Origin of the sequence: Methylocystis borbori (assembly GCF_036576025.1) — a bacterium.
Classification (GTDB): Bacteria; Pseudomonadota; Alphaproteobacteria; order Rhizobiales; family Beijerinckiaceae; genus Methylocystis; species Methylocystis borbori.
The window spans coordinates 1-16,606 of sequence record NZ_JAZHYN010000063.1; the positions used below are offsets into that span (position 1 = coordinate 1).

Annotated in this window: 17 protein-coding genes and 2 pseudogenes; 11 read left to right on the forward strand and 8 right to left on the reverse strand. The window is 64.7% G+C overall.

Annotation, left to right across the window (positions count from 1 at the left end):
- Positions 1 to 361, forward strand: a pseudogene (locus tag V3H18_RS15125) (hypothetical protein); the annotation flags it as partial.
- Between the two features lie 57 nt (positions 362 to 418).
- On the opposite strand, the gene V3H18_RS15130 reads toward V3H18_RS15125, so the two are convergent.
- Positions 419 to 883 carry an Hsp20 family protein gene (locus V3H18_RS15130; protein ID WP_332082901.1) on the reverse strand — a complete coding sequence of 155 codons (465 nt, stop codon included), beginning with the start codon at positions 881 to 883 and terminating at the stop codon, positions 419 to 421.
- 296 nt (positions 884 to 1,179) lie between these two features.
- On the opposite strand from V3H18_RS15130, the gene V3H18_RS15135 reads away from it, so the two are divergent.
- The 4 genes from V3H18_RS15135 (at position 1,180) to V3H18_RS15150 (ending at position 5,665) form a co-directional block, all read left to right on the forward strand.
- Positions 1,180 to 1,545, forward strand: coding sequence for a hypothetical protein (locus V3H18_RS15135; RefSeq protein WP_332082902.1), 366 nt, complete (start codon positions 1,180 to 1,182; stop codon positions 1,543 to 1,545).
- A gap of 76 nt (positions 1,546 to 1,621) precedes the next feature.
- Positions 1,622 to 3,997 (forward strand): TonB-dependent receptor, encoded by a 2,376-nt coding sequence (locus tag V3H18_RS15140; RefSeq protein ID WP_332082903.1) that lies wholly within the window; start codon positions 1,622 to 1,624, stop codon positions 3,995 to 3,997.
- A 65-nt stretch (positions 3,998 to 4,062) separates the two neighbouring features.
- Positions 4,063 to 4,629, forward strand: coding sequence for a TlpA family protein disulfide reductase (locus tag V3H18_RS15145; RefSeq protein ID WP_332082904.1), 567 nt, complete (start codon positions 4,063 to 4,065; stop codon positions 4,627 to 4,629).
- A gap of 91 nt (positions 4,630 to 4,720) precedes the next feature.
- Positions 4,721 to 5,665 carry an alpha/beta hydrolase gene (locus V3H18_RS15150; protein ID WP_332082916.1) on the forward strand — a complete coding sequence of 315 codons (945 nt, stop codon included), beginning with the start codon at positions 4,721 to 4,723 and terminating at the stop codon, positions 5,663 to 5,665.
- Here V3H18_RS15150 and hisN read toward each other — a convergent pair whose 3' ends face one another.
- Together hisN and V3H18_RS15160 are read right to left on the reverse strand one after the other, a co-directional pair.
- Positions 5,666 to 6,478, reverse strand: coding sequence for a histidinol-phosphatase (hisN, locus tag V3H18_RS15155; protein ID WP_332082905.1), 813 nt, complete (start codon positions 6,476 to 6,478; stop codon positions 5,666 to 5,668).
- Between the two features lie 77 nt (positions 6,479 to 6,555).
- Positions 6,556 to 7,515, reverse strand: a complete 960-nt coding sequence (locus tag V3H18_RS15160) for an N-formylglutamate amidohydrolase (RefSeq protein ID WP_332082906.1) — start codon at positions 7,513 to 7,515, stop codon at positions 6,556 to 6,558.
- A gap of 186 nt (positions 7,516 to 7,701) precedes the next feature.
- On the opposite strand from V3H18_RS15160, the gene cpdR reads away from it, so the two are divergent.
- The gene (cpdR, locus tag V3H18_RS15165; protein WP_332082917.1) at positions 7,702 to 8,076 is read left to right on the forward strand and encodes a cell cycle two-component system response regulator CpdR; all 375 of its coding nucleotides are present in this window, start codon (positions 7,702 to 7,704) and stop codon (positions 8,074 to 8,076) included.
- 3 nt (positions 8,077 to 8,079) lie between these two features.
- Here the strand turns inward: cpdR and V3H18_RS15170 are convergent, their stop codons facing one another.
- Positions 8,080 to 9,015, reverse strand: a complete 936-nt coding sequence (locus tag V3H18_RS15170; RefSeq protein ID WP_332082907.1) for a homocysteine S-methyltransferase family protein — start codon at positions 9,013 to 9,015, stop codon at positions 8,080 to 8,082.
- A 155-nt stretch (positions 9,016 to 9,170) separates the two neighbouring features.
- On the opposite strand from V3H18_RS15170, the gene rpmE reads away from it, so the two are divergent.
- Positions 9,171 to 9,401: a 50S ribosomal protein L31 gene (gene rpmE / locus V3H18_RS15175; protein WP_332082908.1), complete on the forward strand. Its 231-nt coding sequence runs from the start codon at positions 9,171 to 9,173 to the stop codon at positions 9,399 to 9,401.
- Between the two features lie 56 nt (positions 9,402 to 9,457).
- Here the strand turns inward: rpmE and rcdA are convergent, their stop codons facing one another.
- Entirely contained in the window at positions 9,458 to 9,997 is a 540-nt protein-coding gene (gene rcdA / locus V3H18_RS15180) for a protease adaptor protein RcdA (protein ID WP_332082909.1), read from the reverse strand.
- A gap of 930 nt (positions 9,998 to 10,927) precedes the next feature.
- On the opposite strand from rcdA, the gene V3H18_RS15185 reads away from it, so the two are divergent.
- Complete coding sequence (locus V3H18_RS15185) at positions 10,928 to 11,719, forward strand: inositol monophosphatase family protein (RefSeq protein WP_332082910.1); 792 nt, start codon at positions 10,928 to 10,930, stop codon at positions 11,717 to 11,719.
- Positions 11,716 to 12,186: a GNAT family N-acetyltransferase gene (locus tag V3H18_RS15190; RefSeq protein ID WP_332082911.1), complete on the forward strand. Its 471-nt coding sequence runs from the start codon at positions 11,716 to 11,718 to the stop codon at positions 12,184 to 12,186. Before V3H18_RS15185 ends, V3H18_RS15190 begins: the two co-directional genes overlap by 4 nt.
- 15 nt (positions 12,187 to 12,201) lie before the next feature.
- On the opposite strand, the gene pyk is transcribed toward V3H18_RS15190, so the two are convergent.
- On the reverse strand, positions 12,202 to 13,629 hold the full coding sequence (gene pyk, locus V3H18_RS15195) for a pyruvate kinase (RefSeq protein ID WP_332082912.1): 1,428 nt from the start codon (positions 13,627 to 13,629) through the stop codon (positions 12,202 to 12,204).
- A 28-nt stretch (positions 13,630 to 13,657) separates the two neighbouring features.
- The gene (locus V3H18_RS15200) at positions 13,658 to 14,077 is read right to left on the reverse strand and encodes a DUF1036 domain-containing protein (protein ID WP_332082913.1); all 420 of its coding nucleotides are present in this window, start codon (positions 14,075 to 14,077) and stop codon (positions 13,658 to 13,660) included.
- A 466-nt stretch (positions 14,078 to 14,543) separates the two neighbouring features.
- Here V3H18_RS15200 and V3H18_RS15205 point away from each other — a divergent pair, with 466 nt between their 5' ends.
- A complete protein-coding gene (locus V3H18_RS15205) occupies positions 14,544 to 15,128 on the forward strand; it encodes an NAD(P)H-dependent oxidoreductase (protein WP_332082914.1) in 585 nt (194 codons plus the stop codon).
- Between the two features lie 13 nt (positions 15,129 to 15,141).
- Here V3H18_RS15205 and hemB read toward each other — a convergent pair whose 3' ends face one another.
- The gene (hemB, locus tag V3H18_RS15210) at positions 15,142 to 16,158 is read right to left on the reverse strand and encodes a porphobilinogen synthase (protein ID WP_332082915.1); all 1,017 of its coding nucleotides are present in this window, start codon (positions 16,156 to 16,158) and stop codon (positions 15,142 to 15,144) included.
- Positions 16,159 to 16,425: 267 nt separating this feature from the next.
- Between hemB and V3H18_RS15215 the strand changes: the two are divergent.
- Positions 16,426 to 16,606: pseudogene (locus tag V3H18_RS15215) on the forward strand (hypothetical protein); the annotation flags it as partial.

Sequence of the window (16,606 nt, forward strand, 5' to 3'; positions counted from 1 at the left end):
AGACCCCGCGCCCGTCGCGACGCAGGCGCCCAACGCGCCCGCCAAGGCGAGCCCGGCGGCCCCGGCGCAGGAGCCAAAAGCGAAAAGCGAACCCGCTAAGAACGAAGCCGCTCCGAAGGCGGCTGCGCCGGCGAATCAGGCGCCTGGCCAGAATGGCGCGAAAGCGTCCGAGGCGCCGCGGACGACGGCGGCCCGCTCGACCGGCGGGTCGACGAAACGCGCCATCGTGCCGCCGCCCGCCGCCAGTGGAACAACGGCGGTGACGCCGGCGGTCCAAGCGACGACTCCCGCGCCGACGCCCTCCGCTCCCGCCACGGCGAAGACGCCCGTCAACGCCGATACGCCGAAACAGGGCGGATAAACGCAAAAGAGGCGCTCAAACGAGCGCCTCTCGCATTTCCAATCGAGTTTTTGCGCGTTACGCGGCCTTGGACTCGACGATGGTCGCCGCCGGCGCATTGACGCCGATCTCGATGCGGCGGGGCTTCTGCGCCTCCGGAATCTCGCGCACGAGGTCGACATGGAGCAAGCCGTTAACGAGGCTCGCGCCCGTCACGACCACATGATCGGCGAGCTGGAAGCGGCGCTCGAAGGCGCGCGCGGCGATGCCCTGATGCAGCACGTCGCGACCCTCGGCGGATTGCGGCTGCTCTTTCGAGCCCTTGATGGAAAGCGTGTTCTCCTTCGTCTCGACCGACAGCTCATCGCGCGAGAAGCCGGCGACGGCCAGCGTCACGCGATAGGCGTTCTCGCCAGTGCGCTCGATATTGTAGGGCGGGTAGCTTTGAGAAGTCTCGAAGCCGCTCGCCTGATCGAGCATGTTGAACAGGCGGTCGAAGCCCACGGTCTGACGATAGAGGGGGGTAAGATCGAAATGACGCATGACATATCCTCCGATTGAGCGACATGCGGCGCGCTTGCGTAACCGCGCCGCGCCTCTTCGCGCGTCCATTGTGGCCCGCGCTAAAACCGATTTGGGGGGCGCGGCGCGGAAGTTCAAGGGCCGCCGGCCGGCTCGTCCCGAGCCACGTTTGTCTTGCGTCAAGATCGTTGCGCAATAGCCACATGTCTCGCAAATGTCTGATTCGAGTGACCTTGTCTCTTTGCTGGCGAAGAACCGCCGCCTAAGGTTCGCGCATGCGGCATCGAGGGGGCCAAGCTTTCGGACTGAAGGGGCTGTTGCGTACAGCGCGCCTTGCGCTGGCGCTCGCGCTCGTTGTCGCGCTCCAGACCTCCCTTCAGACGCGCATCGCGCATGAGTCGACCGCGCTTCAGACGGCCGTCCATGTGGAGCCGGACTGCGGAGAGCGCGGCCCTGTCGACATAGCCGACGCAGGGTCCCATCCCGTTTCGCATGCGGGGCATTTCTGCGGACATTGCCTGCCGTGCTTGGAGACGAGCGCGGCGATCGACGCGCCTTTCGATTCGCATGTCGCGCCGCCGCGCGTCGTCGAATCCGCTTTTGTCCCGCAAAACGCGGTCGCGCGGCCGCGCGCGGCCGGCCGCGCCGCGCATTCCGCTCGCGCGCCGCCCCTTTTCTCCTGACGTCAAGCTTCCCGCGCGGCGTTCGACCGCGCCGTCGTCTCACCGCCCCAACCGGCGGGCCAGGAGAACTCATCCCATGTCACGTTACGCTCTCATGCGCGGCACAAGCGCCTGCGCGCTCACTTTCGCATTCGTTATCGCCGCTCAGGCGCAAACCGCTCTGCCGGTCATCGTCGTCGGCGCCGCGCCGCGCCCCGCCGCGCCTGCGCCGCAAAAGCCCGCCGACGCGGAGATCGTCGATCAACGCCAGATCGCCGATGAAAAGCCGGCGACCCCCGATACGGCGAAATTGCTCGAAAACACGCCGGGCGTCAGCATGTATGAAAATGGCGGCGTGTCGCGGCTGCCCGCCATTCACGGCATGGCCGACGACCGGCTGAAGATTGTCGTCGGCGGCGTTCAGGCGACCTCCGCCTGCGCGAATCACATGAACCCGCCGCTTTCCTATATCGATCCCAATAATGTGCAGAAGATCGAGGTCCTCTCCGGCGTGATGCCGGTAAGCAAGGGCGGCGATTCGATCGGCGGCTCGATTCTCGTGACGCCGCGCCAGCCCGCCTTCGCGCCGCCTTACGGCGCGCCGCCGCCGGCCGTCGAGGCGCCGGCGGAGCCGTTCCTCCTCGGCTCGCCCTATCCGCCCTTCCTGCCTTTCAACGGACAGGGACTGCGCTTCGGCAATCAGAACGAGCTTCTGGCGACGGGCGCGATCTCGGCCTTCTTCCGCACCAATAATAACGGCATCACCGTCTCGGGCACGGCCAATGTCGCGACGGATCATTGGAGCGTGCTCTATAACGGCGCCTGGTCGCGCGCGACGGACTATCGCATGGGCGGCGGCGAGAAGGTGCTCTCGACCGGTTTCATCTCGGAGCAGCACTCGCTGACGGCGGCCTATCAGAACGAGGGCCATCTGTTCTCGATCCGTGGCGCCGTCGAGCATATTCCCTATCAGGCCTATCCCAATCAGCGCATGGATATGACCGGCAACCGCGGCTACACGGTCGAAGGCAAATATCTCGGCGCCTATGAGTGGGGAACGGTGGACGCGCGCGCCTTCTGGCACCACGTCACCCATACGATGGGCTTCCTTTACGACAAGCAGCCCGCGAACATGCCGATGAATACGATCGGGCATGATTTCGGCTATTCGATCAAGACCGAAATCCCCTTCACGCAGCTTTCCGGCCAGGACCTGCTGCGCCTCGGCAGCGAATATCACGGCTTCAGGCTCAAGGACTGGTGGGAGCCCGTCTATTCATCCGGCATGATGATGATGGGGCCCTTCACCTATTGGAACATCAATAATGGCGACCGCAATCGCGTCGGCCATTTCGCCGAATGGGAGGCCGCCTGGACGCCGAAATGGTCGACGCTGCTCGGCGTGCGCAATGACGTGGTCTGGATGGATACGGGCAACGCCTCTCCCTACGACCCGCGCAACCCCATCCCCATGGGCATGATGATGGGCATGATGATGGGAATGTCCAATCCCGACGCGACGGCCGCGAACATCTTCAATGCGCGCAGCCACGCCCGCACCGACGTGAATTTCGACATGGTGGCGAAAGCCCGCTACCAATATGATGAGATAAGCGTCTATGAATTCGGCTATTCGCGCAAAACGCGCTCGCCCAATCTCTATGAGCGCTACGCCTGGGGCGTCGGATCCATGGCGACCGCGATGGTCAACTGGTTCGGCGATCTCAACGGCTATACCGGCAATCTCGATCTCAAGCCCGAAGTCGCGCATACGGTCGGCGTGACCGGCATATGGCGCGACCCCGCCGGCAATTGGGAAGCCCGGGTCAATCCCTACTACAGCTACATCGAGAACTTCATCGACGCCGACCGGGTCAGCAATCTCTCGGGGCCCGCCGGACTGATCTTCCCGGTGCTGCAGTTCCGCAACCACAAGGCGGAAATCTACGGCTTCGACGTGTCGGGCCGGCTGAAGCTCCTGGAGACGCCGGAATACGGGCTGTTCACGGCTACGGGCAATATCAACTACGTCTACGGCAAAGACCTCGATATGCCCAATTACACCGCCTGCGGCCTCTCCGGCGCAACCTGCTATCTGCTCGCGCGGAATTTCAGCAAAGGCGACGGGCTCTATCACATCATGCCGCTGACCGCGCGCGGCGCGCTCGAGCATCGGTTCGGCGGCTGGACGAGCGCCGTCGAACTGCAGCTCGTCGACAACAAGACGCATGTCTCCGTCGCCCGCAACGAGTTGAAAACCGGCGGCTATGCGCTCGTCAATCTGCGCACGGCCTATGACTGGGGCAATATGCGATTCGATCTGGGGTTGGAGAACTTCTTCGACCAGCTCTACTATCCCCCGCTCGGCGGCCATTATTTCACGCTGGCGAAGGTCACCGGCAATCCTTTGAATTACGGGCCTGTGCCGGGCATCGGGCGGAATTTTGTCGCCGGGCTGACGGTGCGCTTCTGACAACGTCTTGCTATGATGGCGAGGAGGCGGCGCGACGGCGCGTCGCCTCTTTTGCATGAGTCGACATGAAACGCATCTTTGCTTGTCTCCTCTTCGCGGCGCTTTCGAGCAGCGCGGCGCGCGCCGAAATCATCGGCATGCAGGTTCCGCGCGCCGTCAGCGAAGAGGAGATGAAGGCGTCGCTGCGACAGGTCGACCTCGTCGACGAGAAGGGCGCGCCGCTCAATCTCAACGGGCTGATCGGCGACGGCAAGCCGACGCTGGTGACGCTCTGGGCGCATTGGTGCGCGAATTGCCGGGCCGAAGTATCGGGCTTCAAGGCGATCGCCAACGCCTGTCCGAACCGCTGGAACGTCGTCTTCGTTTCGGCGCGCCGGAACGACTATCCGAAAGACGTCGCAGCCTTCAAAAGTTTTGGCCTGCCGTGGAAGTTTTATAATGTCGCAAAATCAGCGCAAAGCGACGTGAGCAAGGCGCGCGTCGCGCGGGCGTTCTATGGCGCGACCGCCGATGGCGGAATTGTCACGCCGCTGCATTATTTTGTCTCTTCGACCGGGGTCATCGAGGCGATCGTCAACGGCCGGATGGATTTCACCGAACCGCAGCGACTCGCGGCTTTCTGCGAGAAATAACGAAAGGGCGCACATGGCGTCGACCGGCCTGAGCAGGGACTTGTTTTTTCCATGGCGCAAAGAGAAGGCGCTGTCGCATAGCGGCGAGCCCATGCTCGGACTTGTCGGGACGACAGACAATCCCATTCCCGACGGCGCGACGGTTTTCCTTTTGAAGACGCGCGACGGGCGGCGGCTGCGCGCGGCGAGCTTCCCCTGCCCTGGCCGGGCGCGCGGCACGGTCGCGCTGTTTCAAGGCCACAATGAATTCATCGAAAAATATTTCGAGACGATCGAGGATCTGCGCAAGCGCGGCCTCGACGTCGTCGCGCTCGACTGGCGCGGTCAGGCGGGCTCCGAGCGCGAACTGGACGATCCGCGCAAAGGCCATATCGACGATTTCTCGCAATATCAGCGCGACCTCGAGGTTTTCGTTTCCGAAGTCTTGAGTTCGCGCCCGCAACCCTGGTTCGCGCTCGCCCATTCGATGGGCGCCGCCATTCTCCTCGACGCGGCGCATGCCGGACGCGCGCCATTTCGCCGCTTCGTCCTCAGCGCGCCGATGATCGATCTCGCCAATCTGCGGTTTCCGCGCGGCTCGCGCTGGCTCGCCGATACGCTCGACATGTGCGGGTTTGGCGGCATGTTCATTCCCGGCGGCGGCGGCGCGTCCTTTATGGAGAAGCCTTTCGAAGGCAATCTGCTGACGACCGATCCGGTCCGCTTCGCGCGCAACGCAGGAATCATCAGGACCGCGCCGCAACTCGTGATCGGCGATCCGACGATCGGCTGGGTCAACGCCGCCTTCCGCTTGATGAAGGCGTTCGAATCCCCCGATTACGCCCGTCGCATTCGCTCGGCCATTCTCGCCGTCGCCTGCGGACGCGAGGCTGTCGTCTCCAACGCCGCCATCGAGCGCTTCGTTCAGCAGCTCAACAATGGGGCGCTGGCGGCGATCCCCGGCGCGAAGCACGAAATATTGATGGAGCGCGACGAATTGCGCGCGCAATTCTGGCGGGCCTTCGACGCTTTCATCCCCGGAAGCGCCGCCGAATAATCAGCCCGCGAGCAGTTTCAGCGCCGCCTCATGCAGAGCCGGATCGCCGGCGGCGACGATCGCGCCGCCCATGGCGGCGTTGCCGCCGCTCCAGTCCGTTATGACGCCGCCTGCTCCCTCGATTATCGGGATCAGCGCGACGATGTCATAGGGCTTCAAATTCGATTCGATGACGAGATCGACATGGCCGGCGGCGAGCGCGCAATAGGCGTAACAGTCTCCCCCATAGCGCGACAGACGCGTCTCGCGCTCGACGCGATAGAACCCTTCGCGCAGCGCCACATCGATGAGCAGCGGCGAAGTGGTCATCAGCGTCGCTTGTTCGAGGCGCGGACAGGGCCGGGTCGAAAGCTTGCGCTTCTCTAAGCCGCCCCTCTCGCCTTCAGGTCCCCGCGCCAGCCCGCGCCAATAGGCCGCCTCGCCGTCGCCAAAGAAGCGTTCGCGCGTAAACGGCTGGCTCATCAGCCCGTAGCAGGGGCGCCCGCGGTGGGCGAGGCCGATTAGCGTTCCCCATAGCGGCAGGCCGCAGATGAAGCTCTTGGTGCCGTCGATCGGATCGAGCACCCAGACATATTCGGCGTCTTCGCGCAGAAGACCGAATTCCTCGCCATAGACGCCATGTCCGGGAAAAGTCGTCTCGATCAGCCGCCGCATCGCGAGCTCGGCGGCGCGGTCGGCTTCCGTCACGGGATCGAAGGCGCCGCCATGCGCCTTGTCGTCGGCGGCGAGCGCGGTGCGAAAGAAAGGCATGATCGCTTCCGCCGAAACATCCGCGAGACGCCCGACGAATTTCTCGAAATCGACAGCGGTCATGCCAACTCCAGGCCAGAGGCTATATCAGGATCGTTTGAGAATGATGAGAGCGAGATCGTTATGGATGCGCGACCGCGCTATTCGGCCGCCGCCCGCCGCTCGCCGCTCAGCGCCTCGCCCGTGTGCACGTCCCGCGCCAGTTCGGCGATGACTTCGGCGAGATCGCGCGCGACGGCCTCGAAGCGCCGGTTCTTTTCGATCGTCGCCTCGTCCATGTAAAGCCCGCGCGACACCTCGATCTGGATCGCGTGCCAGCCGGCGGCGGGCTTGCCGTAATGCTCGGTGATGAAGCCGCCGGCGTAGGGGCGATTGCGCGTCACATGATAGCCGCGGTGGCGCAGCCGGTCCTCGACGATGTCGACCATTCCCGTCGAGGCGCTCGCGCCATAGCGGTCGCCGATGACGAAATCGATGCGACGCTTGTCGCCGCGCGCGGCGAGCATGGGATCGCGCGCGCCGTTCGAAGGCATGGAATGGCAGTCGATCAGCACGGCGACGCCGAAGCGATTCGCCGCGCGCTCCATCAGCGCGCGCAGCGCCGCGTGATAGGGCTTGTAGAGGCTTTCGATGCGTTGCAGCCCCTCTTCGAGCGAAAGCCGCTGGCCGTATATTTCCCGCGCGTCGGCGACGACGCGCGGAATGGTGCCGAGCCCTGCGGCGACCCTCAGCGAGCGGGTGTTGGCGAAATGCGGCAGCGCGCCGCCGAAGAGCTTCGGGTCGAGCTCATAGGGCTCGCGATTGAGGTCGAGATAGGCGCGCGGAAAGCGCGCGCAAAGCAGCGGCGCGCCGATCGCCGCCGCGGGCGCGAAGAGATCGTCGACATAGGCGTCTTCCGAGCGGCGCAGAGTCGACGCGTCGAGCGGCGTCGCGGCGAGGAAGCGGGCGGGATAGATGCGGCCGGAATGCGGGGAGGAAAAAACGAGCGGCGAGAGAAGATCGGACGGTTCGAAGACGTCGAAAGCCTGTTCGAACTCCGGCTCGCATGCCGGCAGGCCCCTGGGAATCGACTCCCGCCAGTCGCGCGCGCCCTCGTTCATTCGCTCCGTCTCGAAAGCTGGCCATCCCCGCCCTTCTCGTCCCAAGCGCAGGCGCGACGGCGCCGGCGCTCGATCGGGACGGGGCGTAAGGCTATATTCACAGCTACGTTAACGCGGCGTCGCATCAGTTTCACCTGATATTTACGAAGCTCGGGCGAAATGCGGATCAAAGACGAGAGGGTGGCGATGAACGACGGTCCGGGCGCGAAAATTCTGCTTGCCGAAGACGACAATGACATGCGGCGTTTTCTGGTCAAGGCTCTGCAGCAGGCGGGCTTTTCCGTCTCCTCCTTCGACAATGGGGCTTCCGCCTACGACCAGCTCAGGGTGGAGCCCTTCGAACTGCTGCTGACCGACATCGTGATGCCGGAAATGGACGGAATCGAGCTGGCGCGTCGCGCCACCGAGCTCGATCCCGACATCAAGGTGATGTTCATCACCGGCTTTGCGGCCGTGGCGCTCAACCCCGACAATCGGGCCCCCCAGCAGGCGAAAATCCTGTCGAAACCCTTCCATCTGCGCGACCTCGTCACCGAGGTTCAGCGCATGCTCGCCGCCTGAGAATTAGGCGCAGGCCTCGCAAATCGCCGCGACATGGCGCTCGTCGGTGCCGCAGCAGCCGCCAAGGATGCGCAACGACGGATGCGCCGCGCGCAGGCTTTTACAGCGCCGGCCGAGATCGTCCGGATCGCCGGAATCGAGCGTCGTCGACTGGTCAAGTTCGGCGTGGCTCTTCATTGAGGCGTTGGCCTTGACGCCGGCGAGCCGCCGCATCCAGGGCTCGTCCGCAGCAAGCGCTTGTTCGAAATGCGCCGGATGGGCGCAATTGACCATATAATAAGCAGGCGCGGCGTCGGTTTCGCGGTCCACGGTCTCGATGGCGTCGCCCAGCGTCGGGCCGCTGACGAGCCTGCCATCCGTCTCCACCGTGAAGGAGATCGCGCAAGGCATGTTCGCCGCCCGGGCCGCGCGGGCGATCCCGACCGCTTCCTCGACATAGGTCAGGGTATAGGCGCCGACCATGTCGGCGGCCGTTTGCGCGAAGGTTTCGATCTGCGGCGCATGATAGGCCTCGGCCTCTCCAGCGCTCATCCGGCCGGCGACATAGCCGTCGCCGCGGGGGCCAATGGCGCCGCCGATGACGATCGGCGCATCCGGCGTTTCCCATTCGGCGCGCAGCCCCTCGATAAGCTCGATCGACAGCGCGTTTATCCGCCGCAGAGCGGCCACGTCATAGCCGAGCTTCGCGCCCCAATCCGCATTGGCGCGCCAGGTGGCGCCGTCGAGGATAATGCCACGCCCGTGGCGCCGGGCGATCGCGAGGTAACGCTCGTAATAGGCCCGCAGCCGCGCGCGGCCCTCTTCGCTGTCGAGCAGGACGAAGGAGGCGAATTCCGGCAGATCGACGCCCTCGTGGAAAATAAAGGTCGTCTCCATTCCGCCGTCGCTGACGAAAAGTCCCGGTTTGAGCTGAGGCAGGTCCGCTCGATATTTCCCCATGCGTCGCTCCAGAAACAGGCGGGCGGAAGCGGGCGAACTTGCCCTCTTCCGCCGGTTGCGCTATCAGCGCGGCAAATCGCTTATTTCGATCGGCCGCCCCGCGCCGGAAGGCTCCGGGGCGCTTGCCGTTTTTATCGCAGGAAGGACCCGCCGCAATGAAAAAGGATATCCACCCCGATTACCACACGATCAAGGTTGTGATGACCGACGGGACCGAATATACGACTCGCTCCACCTGGGGCCAGGAAGGCGACACGCTGCATCTCGACATCGATCCCAAGACCCATCCGGCCTGGACCGGCGGATCGACGCAGCTGCTGGATCGCGGCGGCCGCCTGTCGCGCTTCAACTCGCGCTTCGGCAATATCAACTTCGGCAAGAAGTAAGAAAGAAGAAAAAAGGCGGCCGAGTCGCCGCCTTTATAGTTTGGTTGGCTCGATTATTATGATTGCGCGAAGGCTTCCCGCAGCCTCGCCAGCTGCGCCTCGATGGGACTCGCGGGAATGACGGGCCGCGCCGCGAGAGGCGCAGGCGGCGCGTAAATCAACTGGTCGAGGTGGATGATCCGCGCCTGCAGGCGAAGGGAATGCAGCGAGAGATCGCGCAACCGCTGCGGCAAGCGCTCGAAGAGATCCGGCTCGGTGGCGAGCTCCTGCTGATTCAGCTTCACCCGATGTTTCTCGCTCGCCGACTGGCTGCGGGTCAGCTCTCCCTGATTGACCGCGCGCTGCAGCAAGAGCCAGGAGGCGATCTGCATCAGCCGCGTCGTCAGACGCATGCTCTCGGCGGCGTAGGCGAGCGCCTCGGCGCGGGGGAGCGCCTTCGCTTCCTCCCGCCCCTGTCCGTCGAGATAAGCGGCGGCCTCTTCGACGAGGCCCATGCCTTCCCGGAATATGGCCCCGAAGGCCTCGGAGCACGCCAGTTTTTCGGCGAAGGAAACCGGCTCAGGCGTTTTGCCGGCGCTGTCTTTGGCGCGACCCATCACACATCCATACAGGTGATCCGGCCGCAAATGTCGGCCCGAAGGATGCGCGAACACTAGCCCAGGAGACGCGACGGCGCGCGCTTAGCCTTTCTTTAACCTTAATGGCGAAAGCCCAGCGCGCTCTCAGCAAGCTAGAGCATGGTCGTCAATGGACGCGCGCGAATACTCTGAACCCGCAAAAAGAGAGCCGCGACGCGGCTCTCAAGGCTTCTTGACAGGGAGGCTTCAAGGATGAGCGGAGAAGAGGCCGCTCGGGAGTCCCACTCAAGGGACGCATTGAGCGTGATCCTTACTTGCTAAAATAAGGTTAACGGCCGTCGGCGCCGCTAATGCCTTGAATGATTGCGCTTTATACGGCCCCTCAGCGCGAATTCGTCAGCGCGCGCGGGCGACCCACGTCGAAGCGGCTTCCGCCGGGGACCGCCCCGGATGGGACAATTGCGCGAGGCCGAGGCAGAAGAGCAAAATCAGGCACGCACGCAACGCTTGGCCGATCGTGATCGGCGCAATGCCGAGCGCGCGCTCCGGCGACGGCGCTTCCGAGCGCGGAGTTGCGATCGCCCCTCTGCTGACGGACGCGTCTTGCCGCGGAGCGATGCGCATTTGGGGACGAAAGGCGGCCGGCGACGGGTTGTTCGAAACGGCCGGTCTCATGTCGAAGCCTTTCAGGGGAAGCGGAACTGCAGCAAGTTTTGAGCAAAGCGCTTAAGAAGCTATGAATGGACGCCGAGTCGTTTCATCGGAATGGCGCAGACGCATTTTCTTCGTCGCACCGGTCCCCGCTTGGGCGAAAAATGCTCTATGGGAAGGACCGGCTCCACGCCGACAGCCCGAAATGCGTCCCCCTCCCCGGCGACGTCCCTTCGTCCTTTCCGCAAACGTCCTCCGGCGTTTAAGCGATCTCCCCGCTTTCAAGGTCCTTGTCGTATGATTCGCTCCGCATTGATGAATGTGATGACCGCCGCGGCGCTCAAGGCCGGCCGCGGCCTCAAGCGCGATTTCGGCGAGGTCGAGAATCTTCAGGTGTCCGTCAAGGGTCCGGGAGATTTCGTGACTTCCGCCGACAGGAAGGCGGAAAAGACGCTCTTCGAGGAACTGTCGAAGGCGCGTCCCGGCTATGGCTTTCTCCTGGAGGAAGGCGGCGGCGTCGAAGGGTCCGACAAGAGCCATCGCTGGCTCATCGACCCGCTCGACGGCACTTCGAACTTCCTGCATGGCGTGCCGATCTTCGCCATCTCCATTGCGCTGGAGCGCGAGGGGCGGCTCGTCGCCGGCCTCGTCTATAATCCCGCGACCGACGACATGTTCGTCGCCGAACAGGGGCAAGGCGCCTATTTCAACAATCGGCGCATGCGCGTGGCGGCCCGCCGCTCCCTCGCCGACAGCATGGTCGCCTGCGGCATCCCGCCCCTGGCGCGCGTGCGCGACCACGACTCCTTCAAGCGCGAACTTGCCGCCGGCATGGCGAAGATCGGCAATATCCGCCGCCTGGGCGCCGCCGCGATCGACCTCGCCATGGTGGCCTGCGGACGGTTCGACGGCTATTGGGAACGCGGCATAAACTCCTGGGACATCGCCGCGGGAGTCGTGCTCGTGCGCGAAGCGGGCGGCTTCGTCAGCGACCTTTCGGGCGGCGGCGACATGCTCGACAAGGGGGAGATATGCGCCGGCAATGAAACGATCCATCGGCAATTGCTCGAAGTGATGAGGAAGGCGTGAACGCCCTGCCCCCCCACGAAGCGCAAAACCTGCGTCCGCGCGTCGACGGCGACTGGCCCGCCATGCTCGAACTCTGGGTCGTCGCTTGGCGCGCGACCTATCCCGAAATCGATTTCGAGGCGCGCCGCGACTGGCTGCTGCGCCACATCAGCGCGCTGGAGGCGCAGGGCGCGCAAACCCTCTGCCTTTTCGACTCCGCCGCCGCGCTCGCGGGCTTCGTCGTCATCAATCCGGCGACCGGCTGGCTCGACCAGATTTGCGTCTCGCCGGGCCATTTTGGCTCCGGCGCGGGCGGAAGGCTTCTCGCGGCGGCGCGCGGCGTCTCGCCGGGCGTCATTCGTCTCGACGTCAACGCCGACAACGTCCGCGCGATCCGATTTTACGAGCGCGACGGCTTCGTTAGCGTCGGCCGCGGCGCCAATACGCTCTCCGGCCGCGAGACCGTCATGATGGAGTGGCGGGCTTAACGGCCCCGCCTTGCCTCAAGGCGCGTCGCCAAGATTGGCGATGCGGATCATATTGGTCGCGCCGGGCGTGCCGAATGGCATGCCGGCGACGATGATGACGCGATCGCCCGGCTCCCCGAAGCCTTCGCTCTGGGAATATTCGCAGGCGCGTCCCACCATGTCTTCGATGTCGGTCGCGTCGCGCGTCTCGAGCGCGTGCACCCCCCACACGAGCGCAAGGCGTCGCGCCGTATCGCGCTTAGGGGTCAGCGCCAGGATCGGCGATTGCGGCCGCTCGCGGGCGATGCGCAGCGCCGTCGAGCCCGACGACGTCCAGGCGATGATCGCGTTCGAATGCAGCGTCTGGGCCACGTCGCGCGCCGCCACCGCAATCGCGTCGGCGGAAGTCGGATTGGGCAATTCCCCGCGCTGGGCGTTGATGATCGAGCGGTAGATCGCGTCGGTTTCGACTTCCTCGGCGATGCGGCTCATCGTCGCCACGGCGTCCTGCGGATATTGGCCGGCCGCGCTTTCCGCCGACAGCATGACGGCGTCGGCGCCCTCGAAAACGGCGGTCGCGACGTCGGAGACCTCCGCGCGCGTCGGCAGCGGCGAGAGGATCATCGATTCGAGCATCTGCGTCGCGATGACGACGGGCTTGCCGAGCCGGCGCGCCGAGCGGTTGATGCGCTTCTGCAAGCCCGGCACACGCTCGAGGGGCACTTCGACGCCGAGGTCGCCGCGCGCCACCATCAGCGCGTCGGAAACGTCGATGACCTCTTCGAGGCGCAAGATGGCTTGCGGCTTCTCGATCTTCGCCATCACCAGCGCGCGGCCCTGGGTGATCCGCTTTACTTCGAGCACGTCCTCGGGACGCTGGACGAAGGAGATCGCGACCCAGTCGACGCCTTCCTTCAGCGCCGCGTCGAGGTCGGCGCGGTCCTTGGGGGTCATCGAAGTGATGGGAATCTCGGTGTCCGGCAGGCTCACGCCCTTGCGGTTCGAGAGGCGGCCGGCGATATCGACGACGGCGTGCGCGCGATCGGGCGAGGTTTCGACGACATGCAGCCGCACCCGCCCGTCGTCGATGAGGATCGTGTCATTGACCTTCAGAGCGGCGAGGATTTCGGGATGCGGCAGGCGCACGCGGGCGGCGTCGCCCGGCGTCGGATCGCTGTCGAGGACGAAGACGTCGCCCTTGCGCAGATGCACGGAGCCTTCCTCGAAGGCGCCGATGCGGAGCTTCGGCCCCTGCAAATCGACGAGAACGCCGATCGCGCGCGACATCTCCGCTTCGATCTCGCGGATGATGCGCACATAGCTTGCAAGGCCCGCGTGGTCCGTATGGCTCATATTGATGCGAAAGACATCCGCCCCGGCGCGCGCGAGGCCGGCGATCACGGCCTTGTCGACCGACGCCGGACCGAGCGTGGCGATGATCTTTACGCGGCGCGACCTTCTCATGGCTGATCCACATCCATTTCTTGGCGGTTCATTGCGCCGGCGGGGCGGCGTTGGGGTCTGTGAGCTGCACGGTCCAGCTTTTCGCGTCGCGTCCCGTGTCGATCTCGAAAAATCCGGTGCGGTCGAACCCGCGGGCGAAGCAGTCCTCGCGCCCGTCGATGCGAAACTCCCGGTCGCGCGTGCACATGAACGCCTTGCCTTTCCACTCCCCGCCGCGCTCGTCCATGGCGTAGACATAATAATATTGCGCGGCGAGCGGCCCCCGCAGCAGCGTCTCGCATACCGTCGGCCGCAGGTTCCACCATCCTTCCGACAGCCAGTTGCGCCCGTCCGTATAGGCGATGGCGACGCTCACGCGCACGGCGGTGTTATTGCACAGGCGGAAGTCGGCGCGGGCCGGGGCGACGGCGCAAAACAGAGCGGCGATAAGGAGAGCGCGACGAATCATACCCTTAGCGAAGTTGGAAAACATTCTGAAGACAAGCCGCGTCGCCGGCATGCGTGGCGCGGGAGAAGGGTTTCGCCCGACCATCCGCCTGCATGCGGAAGTTGCGGCGGCGACAGGCAAACCATGCCTTCGGGACTTTGTCCACCCTTGACGGCGCGAAGACTAGAGCGCGCTGCGAAAAAGCAGGCGCCGGTTTTTCGCGTAAAGCGCGCTCTAAGCTTTTGAATCGATCACGTCATCTGCGTTTAGGCGATTCCGCCTAAACGCAGCGTGATCTAACGCGCTTTCCGATCGGACGGAATCGTCTAATCGATAAGAAATCGCGCCAAATGAATAAGCTGGAGCAAGTTCTGATCGAAAAAGTCTGGCAACTTTTTCGGAACTTGCTCTTCCTTCTCAAACTGGGGACGCTGGAACGGAAAGCCCCGCCGCGGTTGGCGAGGGCGCGGCGTAAAGGAAAAAGGCAATGACGCGACGCCTCGCCATTCTTCAGGGACACCCCGACCCCTCGGCCGAGCGCTTCGGACGCGCGCTTGCGGCCGCCTATGCGCGCGGCGCCGCGCGCGGCGGCCATGAGACGCGAACCGTCGATGTGGCGACTCTCGATTTCTCGCCATTGCGAACGCGGCGGGAGTTCGAAGAGGGAACGCCGCCCGACGATATCCGCCGCGCGCAGGAGACGCTCGCGTGGGCGGATCACTGGGCGATCTTCTATCCGCTCTGGTTCGGCGACGCGCCGGCTCTCTTCAAAGCGTTTGTCGAACAGGCTTTTCGGCCCGGCTTCGCGCTGCGCTACAGACCAAGCGGGCTGCCTGAAGGGCTCCTCAAGGGCAAATCCGCGCGCCTCGTCGTCACCATGGGCATGCCGGCTTTTGTCTATCAGTGGTTTTTCCTCGCGCATGGTTTGCGCAATCTGAAGCGGAACGTGCTGTCCTATTCCGGCGTATCGCCGGTTCGCGCCACGCTCATCGGATCGGCGAAAGCGCTCGATGAGGCGACGGCGCAGCGATGGCTCGCGGCGCTCGAAGAATTGGGCCGGCAGGCGAATTGACGCGTCGGCTTCTCTATTCGCGGCGCAGGATCTCGGCCGCCTGCACGGCGAAATAGGTCAACACGCCCGCGGCGCCGGCGCGTTTGAAAGCCAGCAGGCTCTCCATCATCGCGCGCTCGCCGTCGAGCCAGCCGTTTTGCGCGGCCGCCGTCAGCATCGCGTATTCGCCCGACACCTGATAGGCGAAGGTCGGCGCGTGAAAGGCGTCGGCGACGCGGCGCACGATGTCGAGATAGGGCATGCCCGGCTTCACCATCACCATATCGGCGCCCTGCTCCAGATCGAGCGCCACTTCGCGCAGCGCTTCGTCGGTATTGGCGGGGTCCATCTGATAGGTGCGCTTGTCGCCCTTGAGCGTTTTATTGGTGCCGATAGCGTCGCGGAAGGGACCATAAAAGGCCGAAGCGTATTTCGCCGCATAGCTCATGATCTGGACATTCTCGAAACCCTCCGCGTCGAGCGCGGCGCGTATCGCGCCGATGCGACCGTCCATCATATCGGAAGGCGCAATGACGTCGGCGCCGGCCTGCGCCTGAATGACCGCCTGTCGCGTCAGCACGGCCACGGTCGCGTCATTGACGATCTCTTCGCCGACGAGCAATCCGTCGTGTCCGTGGCTCGTATAGGGATCGAGCGCGACATCGGTGATGAGGCCGATGTCGGGAACGCTCGCCTTGATCGCGCGGCAGGCGCGGCAGACGAGATTGTCGGGATCGAGCGCGGCGCGCGCCGCCTCGTCGCGCAATCCCGGATCGATATTGGGAAAGAGCGCGACGGCGGGCAGGCCGAGCGCGGCCGCCTGCGCAACCGCCTGCGTCGCCTGGTCGATCGAATAGCGAAAGACGCCGGGCATGGAGGCGATGGCGTCGCGCCGGCCTTCGCCCTCGATAACGAAGAGCGGCCAGATGAGATCCGACGCGTCGAGCGTCGTCTCGCGCACGAGGCGCCGGGCCCAGTCGCTCTTGCGATTCCGGCGCGGGCGCTGGGACAGGCTCAGTCGGGTCGCGACAGGTTTTTCCGGTTGCGTCATGGCGCCTCCAATACGCCCGAGGCTGTAACATGCGCGCCTTTGGCGTCAATGGCGCGCGGGCGCCAGGCGACGGAAACACAGGCGCATCCCACGAAATCGTCAATCTCTCAAATATAAAGGATGGAGCGGCATCCGGCTTTGAGACGGCGTCGCGAGGCGATTTTGTCTCAAACGATCCAGCTTAGGACGCCGCCGCGAGCCTTTCGGCACCGGCCGACTATGGGGTATAGAAGCGCAACGATGAGCGGACGCGCTCGAGGATAGACATTGCAATTCGACGCGCGCCTTTCAGTCGCCTTCCGCGCATGCCAACGCGCCGCGATCATCGTCTCCGCGACGCTGACGCTCGGCGCGTCGCCAGCATGGAGCCAAGCCGCGGCGAAGGCCCCGCAGAGCGGCGTCGCCGCCGCGCCGGAAAAGCGCAAGGAAGCGCCGGCGCCCGCGCCGA